Annotated in this window: 10 protein-coding genes and 1 riboswitch; of the genes, 9 read left to right on the forward strand and 1 reads right to left on the reverse strand. The window is 39.6% G+C overall.

Going from position 1 to position 15,053, the window contains the following annotated elements:
• Nucleotides 1-125: 125 nt before the first annotated feature.
• From F0342_RS25650 to F0342_RS14490, 7 genes are all read left to right on the forward strand, one after another.
• A complete protein-coding gene (locus tag F0342_RS25650) occupies nt 126-4,226 on the forward strand; it encodes a S8 family serine peptidase (RefSeq protein ID WP_188048559.1) in 4,101 nt (1,366 codons plus the stop codon).
• A gap of 153 nt (nt 4,227-4,379) precedes the next feature.
• Nucleotides 4,380-5,618, forward strand: coding sequence for a helix-turn-helix domain-containing protein (locus F0342_RS14465; RefSeq protein WP_188048560.1), 1,239 nt, complete (start codon nt 4,380-4,382; stop codon nt 5,616-5,618).
• 573 nt (nt 5,619-6,191) lie between these two features.
• Nucleotides 6,192-6,731 carry a signal peptidase I gene (locus F0342_RS14470; protein ID WP_149156599.1) on the forward strand — a complete coding sequence of 180 codons (540 nt, stop codon included), beginning with the start codon at nt 6,192-6,194 and terminating at the stop codon, nt 6,729-6,731.
• Nucleotides 6,732-6,750: 19 nt separating this feature from the next.
• A complete protein-coding gene (locus tag F0342_RS14475; RefSeq protein WP_149156600.1) occupies nt 6,751-7,464 on the forward strand; it encodes a hypothetical protein in 714 nt (237 codons plus the stop codon).
• A 114-nt stretch (nt 7,465-7,578) separates the two neighbouring features.
• On the forward strand, nt 7,579-8,085 hold the full coding sequence (locus tag F0342_RS14480; RefSeq protein ID WP_149156601.1) for a protease inhibitor I9 family protein: 507 nt from the start codon (nt 7,579-7,581) through the stop codon (nt 8,083-8,085).
• Between the two features lie 441 nt (nt 8,086-8,526).
• Nucleotides 8,527-9,753 (forward strand): helix-turn-helix transcriptional regulator, encoded by a 1,227-nt coding sequence (locus F0342_RS14485; RefSeq protein ID WP_149156602.1) that lies wholly within the window; start codon nt 8,527-8,529, stop codon nt 9,751-9,753.
• Between the two features lie 41 nt (nt 9,754-9,794).
• On the forward strand, nt 9,795-10,055 hold the full coding sequence (locus F0342_RS14490; RefSeq protein ID WP_149156603.1) for a hypothetical protein: 261 nt from the start codon (nt 9,795-9,797) through the stop codon (nt 10,053-10,055).
• Between the two features lie 450 nt (nt 10,056-10,505).
• Here F0342_RS14490 and F0342_RS14495 read toward each other — a convergent pair whose 3' ends face one another.
• On the reverse strand, nt 10,506-11,846 hold the full coding sequence (locus F0342_RS14495; protein ID WP_262481750.1) for a DUF2254 domain-containing protein: 1,341 nt from the start codon (nt 11,844-11,846) through the stop codon (nt 10,506-10,508).
• A 305-nt stretch (nt 11,847-12,151) separates the two neighbouring features.
• Nucleotides 12,152-12,262, forward strand: a riboswitch (SAM riboswitch).
• A 150-nt stretch (nt 12,263-12,412) separates the two neighbouring features.
• Between F0342_RS14495 and F0342_RS14500 the strand changes: the two genes are divergently transcribed.
• The gene (locus tag F0342_RS14500; protein ID WP_149156605.1) at nt 12,413-13,660 is read left to right on the forward strand and encodes a homoserine dehydrogenase; all 1,248 of its coding nucleotides are present in this window, start codon (nt 12,413-12,415) and stop codon (nt 13,658-13,660) included.
• A 51-nt stretch (nt 13,661-13,711) separates the two neighbouring features.
• Nucleotides 13,712-14,902, forward strand: a complete 1,191-nt coding sequence (locus tag F0342_RS14505; RefSeq protein WP_316252615.1) for an aspartate kinase — start codon at nt 13,712-13,714, stop codon at nt 14,900-14,902.
• Nucleotides 14,903-15,053: the final 151 nt, after the last annotated feature.

A 15,053-nucleotide genomic window follows, 5' to 3' on the forward strand; every position in this document is an offset into this window, starting at 1 on the left:
TTCTCCTACTCAATAGAAGGAAAAACAATTAAGATCTTCTCTTGTAAATGGACTAAATTCCCCCAAATGACATCATGAAGATTCGACAATATAATTATAAGTAGTATAAATAGGGGGTAAAAATGATGAGAAATAGCAAATTTCCTAAGGTTGCTCTAAGCATGGGACTTCTGCTGGGAGTAGCGGGGCCAATCGGTTTTGATCCAGTTGTACAAGCAGAATCAGGATCTAATGCCATGAACGTACTTGCGGATCTTTCGAAAGAACAACGTGAAGCACTTGATAAATTAGAGGCCAATCGAACATTGAGAGGACTTCAATTGTCGAGGGAAATTGATTTGAAAAGTGAAGAAGATTTAACTGTTATTGTCGAATTTGAACAGCTTCCTGCAAAGACAGAGCAAATTCAAAAGTCCCTCAAAGGTGAAGAAGTTTCTCTTGAAAAGGCAAAGAAAAAGGTGGAAGAGTCCCATAAAATATTCAAAAAAGACCTAGATGAGAAGGTCGTAAAAAAGACAAAATCCGGAAAAGATAACTACGAGCTCAAACACTCCTATAAGAATGCCTTTAATGGAGTCGCCATCACTCTACCAGCCAATAAGGTTGAAAATCTATTGGACTCAAACGTTGTAAAAGCAGTATATAGCGAATTAGATGTTCAGCTCACTCCTCCACCTAAATCGACAGTGGAAGAAGGGACAACGACCAAAGTGGATAGTATTCCCTTCATGAATATCGACAAGTTACATAGAGAGGGGTTTACAGGTGAAGGAGTGAAAGTTGGGGTTATTGACACAGGGATCGATTATCATCACCCGGATTTAAAAGATGCTTATAAAGGTGGATATGACTTTGTAGACAATGATGATGATCCGATGGAAACAACGTATGAGGATTGGGAAGCAGCTGCTGGTTATCCAGAAGTACACCAAGGCAGCACATACTATACAGACCATGGTACACATGTATCTGGAACGATCGTGGGTCAAGCTGAGAATGATTCCGATTATAAGGTCATCGGTGTGGCTCCAGATGCGGAATTGAATGTTTATCGTGTATTAGGTCCATATGGAAGCGGGTCGAATAGTGCCATTATCGCCGGAATAGACCGTGCCGTTGCAGACGGGATGGATGTCATTAATCTATCACTTGGAGCACAAACGAACAATCCATTAGATGCTTCAAGCTTAGCGGTCGATAATGCCGTGTTAAGTGGTGTGACGGCAGTCGTAGCTGCCGGGAACTCAGGGGATCTTGGGAATAGTACATTAGGTTCACCGGGTGCTGCCGCACTTGCTTTGACAGTGGGCGCAAGCTCAGCACCATCTTTTGTCACAACTTATGATGGTGCGTTTTCAGCAGAAGGCAAGGAGCTGGACGGAAACCTTCAATTAATGACCAACAAATGGACGGATGAGTTTAGTAAGCTCCAAGGACAAAGCTTTGAAATGGTCGAAGTGGGAGAAGGCGGACCAGCTGATTACAACGGGAAAGATGTGAATGGGAAAGTAGCCTTCGTTGCCAGAGGTACATATGCCCTCATTGAAAAAATGAACTATGCAAAACAAAATGGCGCGGTTGGTGTTGTGATTTATAATAATAATCCAGACGAAGGCCATATTCCACATTATCTAGGTGAAAGTAACGATAATCTCCCTACTTTTTCGTTATCAAACCATGCCGGATTAGAAGTAAAAGAGCTTTTTAAGGAAGGTACACCTAGGATCACTCTTGGTGAAGTAGGGAAAGCAGAAATCAGTGGAGACGAGCTGGCTTCCTTTAGTTCGAAGGGCCCTTCAGGAACGTTATATGATATCAAGCCAGAAGTAACTGCACCAGGAGTGAATATTTTATCAACTGTACCCGCTTATGTTCAAAATAAAGAAGATACTACGGATTATTCGCATGCCTACCAACGATTATCTGGTACATCAATGGCGTCACCTCAAGTGGCTGGTATTGCAGCATTGTTACTTCAGGCACATCCCGGATACACGCCAGGTGATATTAAATCTGTGTTAATGAATACAGCCGATCCATTGAAAAATCAATATAGCGTATTTGAAGTAGGAGCGGGAAGAGTAGATCCAATGCAGGCGATCCACTCTGATACAATGATTTCTGTTCTGGATGAAACGCCATTTATTGAAAATGGGGAAGAAGTAATCATCCCGGAACAAACCGGTGCCCTAAGCTACGGTTTCATACCGATGGGGGATGAACACATCACAAAAACGACAAATCTATCAATCACAAATAATAGTAATAAAAATAATAAATATGCTATTTCCGTTGAGTATAATGTTGGAGCGGAAGCATCAGGGTCACTGGATGCAGAGAAAAACGGTGTAAGACTGAATGTTCCCGGCTCGATTAAAGTAAAGAAAAATAAAGAGGAACGCTTCAATGCATTCCTTACGATTCCGAAATCAGCCCAAAAAGGGACCTATGAAGGGTATATTGTAATTAAGAACCAGAAGAATCCAGAAGAAATCTACCGTATTCCATTTGGGGCAAAGGTAGTGGAGGAAGGAATTGGGCACTTTGAAGTATATACACCGAGTATTTCGACAAACCGTGTGAAAAATCTTTACAGCAGAAAGGCGACTGATCTTGATTTCAGATTAAACTCGCCAATGGAAAGGTTGGACTGGGTATTAGTTGACCCAGAAACGAAAGCAGAATTGGGCTGGATTACAGGAGTGAATGCAACAGGAGCGGCGATTGACTATGATTATTTCATTGATGATGGATTTGCAGGGTATTATTACCCGCTAACTGGACATGAAAAGAAGCCAATCAGCTATACAAGAATAAGGGCAGAAGATGGCATATATGAAGTCAAAATGATCGGTACGACGAAGGATGGCAGACAGTATGCTAAAACGTCGACTATTAGCCTTGATAATGGCGCGCCGAAAATTACTTTTGATGAGACAAATGCACTACCGAAAGGAGATCTTCCAATTGTTGAACTGCCAACAGGCCAAGATACAGTAACATTATCAGGTACTTTGGTGGATCCGGAAATGAGTGAAACCCAAAAAGCAGGTATGTCATTAACTCCGGCAAGTAACAACATATGGTACGGTCCAACTGGCCCGAATTACCAACTTGAAGTAGATGAAAATGGAAAGTTTTCAAAAGAATTGAATGTTGGAACAAGCTCCATAAGGGAAATGCAATATCTTGGTGCCGATTATGCAGGAAATACTGCGGTGCCAAAGGTTGTTTATTATGCAAAAGAAGGATCACAGTATATATTTGCAAAACCAGATAAAGAGTCTTATCAAATGGGAGATAAAATCAAGTATACCTTCTATGCTAATAATTTGAAAAATGCCCAGCATTTATCTATGACCTTCAATTATCAAAATAAATACTTTGATGATTCTGTTGATTTCCAATTAGGGGCTGATCTGCCAGAAGGGTCAGAATTAGTAGAGACAACGACTACTCCAGGAACTACCAAGACGATCATCGATATTACTATTCCTGACGAAGGAGTCTCTGGAGATGTTGTTTTATTTGAGGTCGTAGCAGATACCAGTGCAGATGAGTTTAGAAATATTTATTCTCCCCTGTTCAGTAACTCTACAATGCAGGTGAATCATGGTCCCAGAATTCAAACGAAAATCGGACTTCACCCCATTTATCCAGCGTTTTCAAAGGTGGATGCGGGATATTTAGGTGCAGAAGGACTGCTTACAGACAAAGGTGGAATGGATCACAGTAGAGATTACTCGACTGTAGGAGCAACTGTTCAATTAAAAGATACAAAAGGGACCATTTATCCAGCGAGATTAGAACCAAATGGAGTCATTTATTTCGATAAACTCCCAATAACAAAGAAGAAATATACCATGATCATTGATATCCCAGGACACTATACGACATATACCCCGCTTGAGGTTGGTCGAGAAGAGAATGGTATAGATATCGGAGAATGGATTTCTTATAGAACAGCTGTATCAAAGCCAGGGGATATTAATAAAGATAATGCCATTGATATCCATGATGCATTACTGCTGCAAGAGCATTGGGGAACAGACTATCGAAATACAGATATAAACTTTGATGGTACGACAGATGAACAAGACTTTACCCTTCTTGAAAAGTATTATTTATCAGAAAACGACTTTGTTCTTGATACACCAAGTCCTCAATCAGAAGTGAATGGTAAAACGATAGACACGATTAAAGATGAATTGGGAATTAATCCTTAACAGCTACATTCCACAACATCATGGTGATCATCGTAATCAACTAGAAGAAAGGGTAGTCCTTTAAAGGACTACCCTTCTTAGTACTTTAGTTGGTGAAAACACCCTATGATCTCAATAAATTTTGAATAATAAAATCAGTTGGGAGTGATAACGTTGAGTTCAGGGATCCTTATAAAGTTTTATAGAGAGAAAAAAGAATTAACACAAGAAGAACTGGGAAAAGGGATATGTTCTGTTACACATATTAGCAAAATTGAACGTGGAAACACCCAATATTCCCCTGAAATCACACATTTGCTAAGTAAGAAACTGGGGATTGACCTTAAAAAAGAAATGCAATCGCTTCAGAAATATGAGCGCTTACTTGATCAATGGCTTGATAGTATGGTGTTACAGCAAAAAAGTGAAATTGAGAGATTAAAGAATGAGGTAGAAGAGAATGCATTATTCCTTATTCAATCTGTGAAAAATAAATATTTCTTATTGCAATCAAGATACTACCTTTTGGAAGGAAACATAACCCAAGCAGAAATCCTTTTGGATAAAATGAAAAAACACCGTAAAGAATTAAACGCATATGAAATTCATTTGCTTCATCACCTTTTGGGAATCACAGAAGTACTGAAAGGGGACTTCAAGAAAGCACTGGAGTACCTGCTTGAAATCAATGAAAAAGAATATTTAAATCATGAGTTTTTCTATCAGATCGCCATTGCCTATCATAACCTTCATTTTAAAGTAAAGGCTTATTACTATAGTGAACTCGCCCTGGATTACTTCAGGAAAACGAATAATTTTAAAAAAGTCATTGATGCTGAAACTATCAAGTTGATAAACGAAGGAAGAAACGAACTTTGGAATTTTGAAGATCTCGTTGATCGATATAATCGATTAATAGCACAATGTGATATTCTCAATGAAACCTCTAAAAAGGCGGCTTTATTAAGCAATTTGGCTTATGAACACTCCTATGCAGGGGACAATGAGAATGCGAAAATGTACTATGAGAAGACATTATCTTTACTGGGAAAAAATAAAAACTCTCCTACCTATCTTAATAATCTGATTGGGTACGTTTATTGCTGTTTACACATTAAAGGAGATCAAGACAAACAGCAACTCAAGCAATTAATTGAAATAGGCAGTCAAATCGCAAAGGACATCCACGATCAAAGCAGCTATCAATTCTTCAAAATGCTGCGTTTATTATTTGAGAATAAAAAAAAGCAGTACTATCAATTTATTGAAGAAAAGATCATTCCTATGTTAGAGGAAAAAGGAAAACATCAACAATTACAAACATATGAAAAAACCATGTTTCAACATTATTTAGACCAGGGTAATTCAGAGAAAGCTCTCCAGTATGCGAGTAGATTGGTTCAAAATTGTTAGAGGGGATTGTAAACCTTGGAGTCCTCCTCGAATTAAGCAAATGGAAAGACATATATTTTGTCAATAAATCCCCAATTTAGAAAGGACCTTTATAAAGGTAGAATAGAATTTTTTCAGACCAAGAGTACGGGAAAAAAGTACCTTGGTTTTTTATTTTCAGAAGCAATACCTCTACTAATCCCTTAAAAAAACAAAAAGAGTAGACGTTATCATCATACCCTCCAGCATTTTAATTCTAATCAGTAGATTTAGCGAACAGTAAATTTACAAAAGGTGCGCCTAACCGACAAATTTGGGGGAAGGAGATAGTGATATAAGACTGGTTATTCTGTCGCATATAAGGGTTATTCATATGAGAATATAGACTTCTTCAATTTTAACGCTAGAGAATGTTAGGTAATAATACCTATCCGACTGAAATTTCCTCCCCCTGTAAACCCCAATACACCAAGTCACCGAGCTGTGTAATAATAGAAATAGAAATCAGAATCTTAACGAAATTCTGATTAGAAAAGAACTTCTTTTACTTCCATCTGAGATTAGACACAACACAACCAGAATAGAGGGTGAGATATGGAGCAGGTAGTGAAAATTGTCAGAAAAACCATACCAATCGTAATCTTTTTACTCATCATGATGATCATCGTTTCCATCTTCATAAGCCTGAACAGCAGTAAACCGCTATCCTTTTTTGGATACAAGCCGTTAACCGTATTGTCGAATAGTATGGCTCCTACCTTTGAGGCTGGAGACGTGATCATTACCCGAGAGATGGATGCAGAAGATCTTAAAGAGGGAGATATCATCTCCTATTACAACCAGGAGAATAACCTGATTACTCACAGAATCACCTCCATTGTGGGGGAAGACGGAGTAAAGCACTTCTATACTCAAGGTGACAATAACAATGCGGTAGATGAAGATGTCACAACGGCAGATGAAATCGTAGGGAAGGAACTCTTTCATATTCCAAATCTTGGTTTCCTTTCTCAATATACGAAAGGCCCGATGGGTTTCTTACTATTCATTATTGTTCCATTAACAGGGTATGTGTGTTTAACGGTTTATGAAAAAATCAAACCGAAGAAGCAAGAGGAGTTTACCAAATCATAAAAAATAATGGGGGATTGACATGTTTAAGTTGAAAAATGCATTTTTAGGAAGCGCATTAGTAGGAGCAATCGTAGTATCTGGAAGCTTTGGTACATATTCTTGGTTCACATCCGAGACAAATGCCACAGGAGAGATTACAAACGGTACATTAGAAATCAACAACTCACAGGACATGGAAACAAAGATCATCGAAGCTACTGGGTTTGCCCCTTCTCAATTAAAGTACGGTGAATGGTTGAAGATTGAAAATACAGGTGATATGGATGCTTATCTTAAAGCGACCTATAACCAGTCTCTAAGTGCAGATGTACCTTTAGATTCCTATAAAGTAGGGTATATCGCTTATAAGTTCTCTGAAGGACAAGAAATGACAGACGACATCCTGGAAGAATCAAGAATCTACTTAGATGAGTTATTCAATGGGACAACCAATGAAGTAAAATCTATGTCCAAAGCGATCGCTCCTGGAGTTGAAATGGTTGTCGGATTTGTAGAGGAAGAAGAAGTTCAACCTGCTGCAAAAGGCATGAGTGGGAAAGCCAAGATGGTACTTGGGGATGGTTCAAAAGAAGGCGAGAAACATGAATTCTGGCAATTAAATGATGACCAATATATTGATCTTTCTTTCGCAATCAAACTGGACGAAAAAGCCGGTAATGAGTATCAAGGAGTTACTTATACATCGAATTTAAATGTAACAGCCAAGCAAATGGATGAGGGTGCAAAAAACTAAGTTACACCTAAAATAGAATAACTTCGCGAATAACGTTTGAAAAGGCAATCGATAGGAGACAATCCTGATAGATTGTCTTTTTTTTTACTCTTAAATAAAGGAGATCGAAAGTTTATGAAGAAGTGCTACTGGAGTGTCCTTTTCCTGCTCTTTATGATGTACATGGGAGGATGTCAGGAGAACATAAACATAGGGGAAAATGCCTATCAAAACGAGGAAGAGGCGGTGAAAGAGACTATGAATTCGTCAGTTAAAGTTGACCCATCGATTAACCTTTCAAGTAAGAAGGTTATTTCCGTTATTATTGAGTTTAAGACAAAACCTGCACAAATCGCCGTTTTAGAAGCAGAAGCTAAAGGCGTGGATATGACCTTGGAAAAAGCCAAGGAACACGTTGAACAGAGTCATCAGGCTTTCGAACAAGAACTTCATGCCTTTCTGGATGATAATGAAGTGGAATATCGCATCAAACATAGGTATAAGACAGCCTTTAATGGGGTGTCAATAGAATTACCGGCAAGTGCAATTAAGAGATTAATGGGCTCTTCCGTTATCTCTAAGATTTATCCAAACCAGGAAATCCAATTGGATCCTCCTATCCAACCTTCAGATCAAATGTAAAAAAAGATAACCGGCAAACCTTGAATCAGTCAGGTGCGCCGGTTATCTTTTTTTACTAATTTTAAAAGCCACAATCATTTTCGGAAAATAGCATAATTAAATGTGCAAGAAATCGGGAAAATTGATTAGGCATTAAGAACTGTATCTGTTTTCTTTATATTACTAAATAATTGAAAAAATTTCAAATGTGTAAGGTATAGTGTGTCTATTTCATTGAAATGAATTTCGTGAAGTGAAAATATTAGGATATTAAGAAAAAAGAACCAGGTAAATAGTTCTGGAAGAGACAGATGGAAATCCACTGAAAACCCCAATTTTTTCATGATCACTTACTAGTATAATAGAAGTAGAACCTATATTAAAATAAAAAATCAAAAGCGTTGGAACTGTTGTTTGGATGAAATGAACCAACTTATACTACGTCACCCTGGAGGTTAAATCATGCATATTGGGACATTTATAAAGTATTATAGGATCTATAAGGGGATGACCCAAAAGCAGGTGGGCGATGGGATCTGTACACCTGGCCATATCAGTAAAATTGAAAGCGGACACTTACAGATTACGATGGATAAAATCGAATTATTCAATCAAAGGTTAAATATTAACGTTGAGAAAGAGTTAAAGGCATATAAAAAATTACAGTTAGATTTGGAATTGTGGCATGATGTCATGATCAAGCAGGTAAATGGAAAGATCGAATTATTGAAGGAGACCATCGAACAAAATCCCTTAATCAAAATTGAAACCTTAAATGGCACCTTTAAGCTACTGAAAGCAAGGTACTTTATTATGAAAGGGGAGATAAAAGAAGCTGCATTCTATTTAAGCCAGTTTTCTAATAAGCGTCTTTCCTTCCATATGTTCGATTATGATTTTCAGTTATACTATCATATAAAAGGCATGTATGAGCTTGCAAAAGGAAATCCACAAACAGCCATAAAGTATTTGGAGAAAATAGATCGAGATATTTATTCCAATCCTGAATCCTACTATCATATGTCAGTTGGCTATCATGATCTTGGGCAGCATGACAAGTCACTGCGTTATAGTCAGCTAGCTCTGAATTATTTCAAAGAAACGTTTAATTTTACAAGGTGCGTAGATGCTGCTACGATTCAGTTGGTAGCGGAAGGCAGAAGCGAAGGGAAGATTATGGCCTCGTTAGTAGAAAAATATGACGAGTTGATCCAACATTGTGATAATCTTCATGATCATAGAAGAAAAGCAGTTCTTCACCTGAATTTAGGGAATCTTTATCGAGAAGTAATGGATGATAAAAAGGCAAGAGATGCATTTCACATAGCCTATGGATTATTGAAGCATGATTCCTATAATGAAATGTATGTAAACAGCCTTTTTGGTTATATTGATAGTTCCATGAATGTGGACGGTTCCGCAAATAAAGAAAAATATGCAAGTTTAATAGAAGAGGGACAGGCATCTGTGAAAGATGAAAATTCCTACATGGAAACTTTCTTTACGATGCTTGAGATCAGGGTACAAGAGGGAGAGGAAGCACATTATCAATATATTGAGAATGTCATCATCCCTCTATTGAAGGAAAAAGGGCAATACGTTCAGTGCAACTATTATATTCAAAAACTCTACATTCATTATCGAATGGATGGGAGAGAGGCAAAAAGAAAAGAATGCGTTTTAAGCTAACGGTTAAATGACATGAAATTATATAGTAAAGGAGAGGTTTGATGGAAAACCCGGATCGTTTAATATCATCATTTGATGAGGTGACATTAAGTGATTATAAAATGCCCATCATCTGTATTTATTCCAACCCGAAAGATTATCAAGGTATGTTTGTAGCAAGGCTATTTGATGTAAATCAACCTACTCATTATATTTTGATGAGACCTACATTAGAAACAATCAGAAGTGAAATTCCCGAACGTTTCTCGCTAGTACCAAAAGCACAAGGGGAAGATTCCAGTATCGTCGAAACATGGATTTAATTCCTAGTAAAAAAGAGGCTGGGACAAAAGTTTTTTATCCTAAGTCAAACCCGAACAAACCTGCTTCTTAGTGTGCAGATTTGTTCGGGTTTATTATTTATTTTCGAATCATTTGATTTTAGCTGTTTCCAGCGGTTGATTGAAGTGCAAGACGAAGACTCCTGCGGGAAGAGTAGCTTATGTGAGACTTGTCCAGCTATAGGGCTTAGAGGCAATTGTCATAAGGCAGATCGTCCATGAAGGCAAAGAACGCCTTCAAGCCCGCTCCGCCTTATGCCAACCGCCTCTGAGCGAAGCCCTTCCGCTTTCCAACCCGCAGGCTTGCCGAGGAGGCTCACGGGCTACCCGCGGAAAGCGTAGTCTTGCACGGAAATCATTAACGGTATTAAGAACCTACACTTCTATTGTTCGTCTTTTTATCGTAGATTTTAGTTTTGTCCCAGCGTCTTTTTACGTATTTTCATTGACAGAAGGATAGAATTTACTTTCGATTTTCTTATATTCCTTAAGGTTTTCAGTGAGACGTGCCAGCTTATGAACTTCTTGAAGAAGAAAGGTTTTATCTAATTCATATATGACCTCCCTTTCAATATGATCAATGGTATTACAGGCAAATTCCCAGATGTCCTTGTGTTTGGATGGCTGGATGGATTCTGCAATGAGCGCCAGTGCCCGCACAATGTCAGTAATGATTAAATGATTGTCTTTAGCATAATGGCGGATATAGCCGAACCCGCGATACAGGTAATAATCAAATGCTTCGGACTGGAGTATGACTCGGACTCTTCCAACCTGGTCAATCAAATATGGAGTGAAGGATAAGTGATCTTCTACAGTCAGCATAAGGTCAGCCATTTGATCAATCGTATTAGAGGCCGTTTTGGGATCATCATTCCCGAGAGCTTTGATTGCAACTTCAGCCAGCTTGTGAATCCCCATTTGCAGGTCCTGGATTTCGGTCTCTTTATGCCCCATTTCAATGAAAGTGAGATAGAAACCATCCGAAATATCGTTGGTCTCAGGTCCCCAAATACTCATGATTTCATTTCCGGCTAATATATAATCTCCGACTTTGTAATGAAGCTGAATGATGAGGTTATCCTGCATAGCCCGTTCGATCATTCCATGGAAATCGATTAACTGAATATATCCCGATTCCCTTGCCTGTAAGTGAATGATGTTCACTTTCTCATGTACCATAAGGTCGCCATTTTCTGTTGTTCGATGGGTTTCTAAATCATTTTTTAACGTCTGGTTTATCATCACTTCAGAAACCTGCTTCATATTGTACGTAATATTGTGTACTTGCATCCAGGTGGAAGCATGGTTAATAAAGAAGATGAATGTGACAGCAGTAAGGAATGCAAGTCCGATCGTCATGATCGGGACGGCAACAAAAAGTTCTTCCTTTGAATCTCCGATAAAAAGAAAGAGGAGCAGTACATATACAAAACTGCCATTAAAAATTCCGAGGGCATGCTGCGTTTGATTGTCCGAAATGAAGTCCAGGAGCATCCTGGGGGAAAATTGACCACTGAACATCGTGAGTACAACAAGCAGTGAATTCAAGGTGAAAGCACTGAGCGTTAGGATGGCCCCGATGAGTGTACTGACAAGCATGCGTGTAACAGATGCATTCATACTTAAGAAATCGAATGTATACTGCGAGATGTCAGCATACAGATCTAAATAGAGGGTGAGTGCTACAAGTAGTAAGGAAAAACAAATATAAAAGAACGGCATATACCATATGGTCAGCCGAATCTCACGCATTCTCTGCCGTTTGGACATGACCATATATTTTCTGATGGATAAGGGAAGCATTTTTTTCAGCATAATTGATCCGGTTCCTTTCAAATAAAGGGATATGGAATAGTTTTCCCCGCCAAAACATGTTAAAACGTCTCTTTGCAAATTAGATTGATAAACTCCTAGACAGGGTTCAAACTTAAGTAAACCGATAGGGAATGAAGCTGTCTGTAACATTAGAAAGAATTTTTTAAAAATACTAAAAATAGTATTGACGAGGGAATAAATCCCCTTTATAATCCAATTCATACTCAAATAGCAAGTAATACCAAAACGAAACATTATATCTCTTATCAAGAGCGGCGGAGGGATAGGCCCGATGAAGCCCGGCAACCTACAGGATCACACTGTAAAGGTGCCAATTCCTACAGATTCTATACGGATCTGGAAGATAAGGGGAGGAGCATGATCATTTAGCCCTCTTCTTAAAAGGAGAGGGCTTTTCTGTATACCCTCTTTCTTTTCCGCTCACATCCCTCAAGTGGATCTTCAAATGGAATGTATCAATCTTACGTATAAAGTGAAAATTCGATAAAGGAGGCTGAATGATGTCAACGATTAATGTGGCACTTCTGGGGTTCGGAACGGTAGGGCAAGGGGTCTGTGAAGCAATCGATACTCATCAGGACAGATTGAAGGAAATACTAGGTAAAGAGGTAAAGATAAAGGCGATCCTTATTAAAGATCCAACAAAAGAGCGAAGTATTGAATCATCCATCACCGTCACAACGGATTTCCAAGAAATCCTGGATATCCCGGACCTACACGTGATCTTTGAAGCGATCGTGGGGGAAGAGCCTAGCTATACGTATTTAACCGAAGCCATTGAGAAGGGAGTTCATATCGTCACGGCCAATAAAGCGATGTTTGCCAAATATGGTCCTGAGCTATTGGAGAAGGCGAAAAGGAAGGGTGTATCGGTCGGATTTGAAGCGACGACAGCAGGAGGAATCCCGGTGATCGGCAGTATCAGGCAGCTTCTGAAGGTGAATGAGATCAGACAAATTCAAGGAATTCTTAATGGGACGTCCAACTTCATCTTATCTCAAATGAGAAAAAGAGGTCTTGCCTTTGATACAGCCTTAAAGATTTCTCAGGAGAAGGGATACGCTGAAGCCGATCCGACAAATGACATCGAAGGCCATGATGCGTTCTATAAATTGCTAATTTTAAGTCAAACAGCATTTGGCAGACAGCCTGATTGGAAGAGTATTCGACGTAAGGGGATATCCCACCTGACTGCAGAGTGGCTCCAGGCAGCGGAATCCTTTCGATTACGGTTTAAACACGTAGGTTCTCTCTGTCGGGATTCAGTCGACCATATCAAAGGAGAAGTAGAGCCTATCCTTGTCCATGACACCCATCCTTTTTACGGTGTGGAGGATGTGGAAAATGCTATATCCCTTAAGGGGAGTCTTGTAGGAAGGATTACCTTGCTTGGTCCGGGAGCTGGAAAATTGCCTACAGGCAGCGCCATGGTAGAGGACTTTCTGTCGTTGATAGAGAGAAAGTATACTGGCTCTGGTGAAAGTACCGTGAATGCGGGAGAGGTTCTTGATGAGAGCAGTAACCAGTGGGTCTTAAGAATCCGTGAAAATGATGATTATCAAAACTGGATCCCGTCGTTCATTTTAAAGGATCGTATTCAACTGGGCGATAACTTGTACGTATTTGTTGAAGGCACGAAAGAGACACTGGAATCGCTCCTTCGCATACATGACCATATTCAAGCCGTTCCTATTTTAAAAGAAATTCCGTTGGAGAATGAAGTGAAAACTGGTGTTGCTGTTTCTTAGAAGTAATCTTTTATAAATAAGGTCTGAAGGAAAGTAGGGGTATCATTGAGTATGATCGTTCAAAAGTTTGGTGGAACCTCTGTTGGTTCTACAGATCGAATCAAGCGCATGGTCTTTCATGTCATGAAGGAAAGAGAAAAAGGCCATGATGTTGTCGTAGTGGTATCAGCAATGAATAAAACGACTGATACACTCGTAAGATTGGCAGGGGAACTCTCTGCAGAGTCAAGTAAGAGAGAAATGGATATGCTCTTAAGTACCGGGGAGCAGGTGACGATCTCCCTTTTGACAATGGCCCTGCAGCATAAGGGGCTGGAAGCCGTATCCCTGACAGGCAGACAAGCGGGAATTCAAACCGATGGAGTATTTGGGAATGCCAAGATTGCCTCGATCAATACCGGTCGGATTAAATCTGAGTTATCAAAAGGACGAATCGTCGTGGTAGCCGGTTTTCAAGGAGTTACGGATAAAGGAGAGGTGACTACATTAGGGAGGGGCGGTTCCGATACGACGGCAGCTGCTCTTGCTGCCGCTTTAAAAGCGGATAGGTGTGATATTTATACGGATGTAGATGGTGTGTATACGTCGGATCCGCGAATCGTTCCCCGGGCAGCGAAAATTGACACCCTCTCCTATGATGAGATGCTGCGTTTAGCCACCATGGGAGCTGGTGTCCTGCATCCAAGGGCGATTAAACATGCGAGGGAACATCATGTACCGCTTGTGGTTTGTTCCAGTTTGACCGAGGGGCGTGGGACCGTCATTAGTGGAAGAACACAGAGAAATGCCCCTATTGTGGGAGTAGCCTACCAGAGTGATATCTCTGTTCTGACAATCATTGACTGTAATGGTGGAGAGTCATTGATTCTTTATGATCTCGATTCCCATCATATTGAGACAGAAATCATTAAATACGAGGAAAACCTTGTTCTCATCGTTAAAGATCAGGATTTTCATGAAGTAAAAAGAATTGTTGGACAATATAACCAGGCATACTCTCATATTGAGGAAAGAGAGGACCTATCTAAGGTTTCCGTGATCGGTCGGATCAACTCATCACATGAGGTGAGAGAAAAGGTCACCAACGTTTTTCATGACTACCATATTGCAAAGGCATCCATTTGGGAATCCCCGGTAGGATTAAGTGCACTGGTTGATAGATGTGATGTAGAAAAAGCGGCCAGAGTCCTTCATATGCACTTCGGTTTGGACTATGTAGAATCAAGGAGAGCTGTTTTGTAAAAGGGTCGGGAGGCTATGTATTCTGTCTATCAACACGTTTTAATAAAAAGCTCTTTTCGTAAACATTGTTGCTATTTATACACAGAAAGTACGGCGGGTAAGCTTATTTGTCGTTCCTTTGGGATCACTCCCACCCATTTATGCGCGGACT

This window comes from Bacillus sp. CH30_1T (assembly GCF_008364765.1).
Taxonomy (GTDB): Bacteria; Bacillota; Bacilli; order Bacillales; family Bacillaceae_B; genus Rossellomorea.

Excerpts from the sequence above, each read along its gene's own strand:
- F0342_RS25650 (WP_188048559.1), top strand. The coding sequence starts at position 126 with ATGAGAAATAGCAAATTTCCTAAGGTTGCTCTAAGCATGGGACTTCTG.
- F0342_RS14470 (WP_149156599.1), top strand. The coding sequence starts at position 6,192 with ATGGAGCAGGTAGTGAAAATTGTCAGAAAAACCATACCAATCGTAATC.
- F0342_RS14475 (WP_149156600.1), top strand. The coding sequence starts at position 6,751 with ATGTTTAAGTTGAAAAATGCATTTTTAGGAAGCGCATTAGTAGGAGCA.
- F0342_RS14480 (WP_149156601.1), top strand. The coding sequence starts at position 7,579 with ATGAAGAAGTGCTACTGGAGTGTCCTTTTCCTGCTCTTTATGATGTAC.
- F0342_RS14485 (WP_149156602.1), top strand. The coding sequence starts at position 8,527 with ATGCATATTGGGACATTTATAAAGTATTATAGGATCTATAAGGGGATG.
- F0342_RS14490 (WP_149156603.1), top strand. The coding sequence starts at position 9,795 with ATGGAAAACCCGGATCGTTTAATATCATCATTTGATGAGGTGACATTA.
- F0342_RS14495 (WP_262481750.1), bottom strand. The coding sequence starts at position 11,846 with ATGTCCAAACGGCAGAGAATGCGTGAGATTCGGCTGACCATATGGTAT.
- F0342_RS14500 (WP_149156605.1), top strand. The coding sequence starts at position 12,413 with ATGTCAACGATTAATGTGGCACTTCTGGGGTTCGGAACGGTAGGGCAA.
- F0342_RS14505 (WP_316252615.1), top strand. The coding sequence starts at position 13,712 with ATGATCGTTCAAAAGTTTGGTGGAACCTCTGTTGGTTCTACAGATCGA.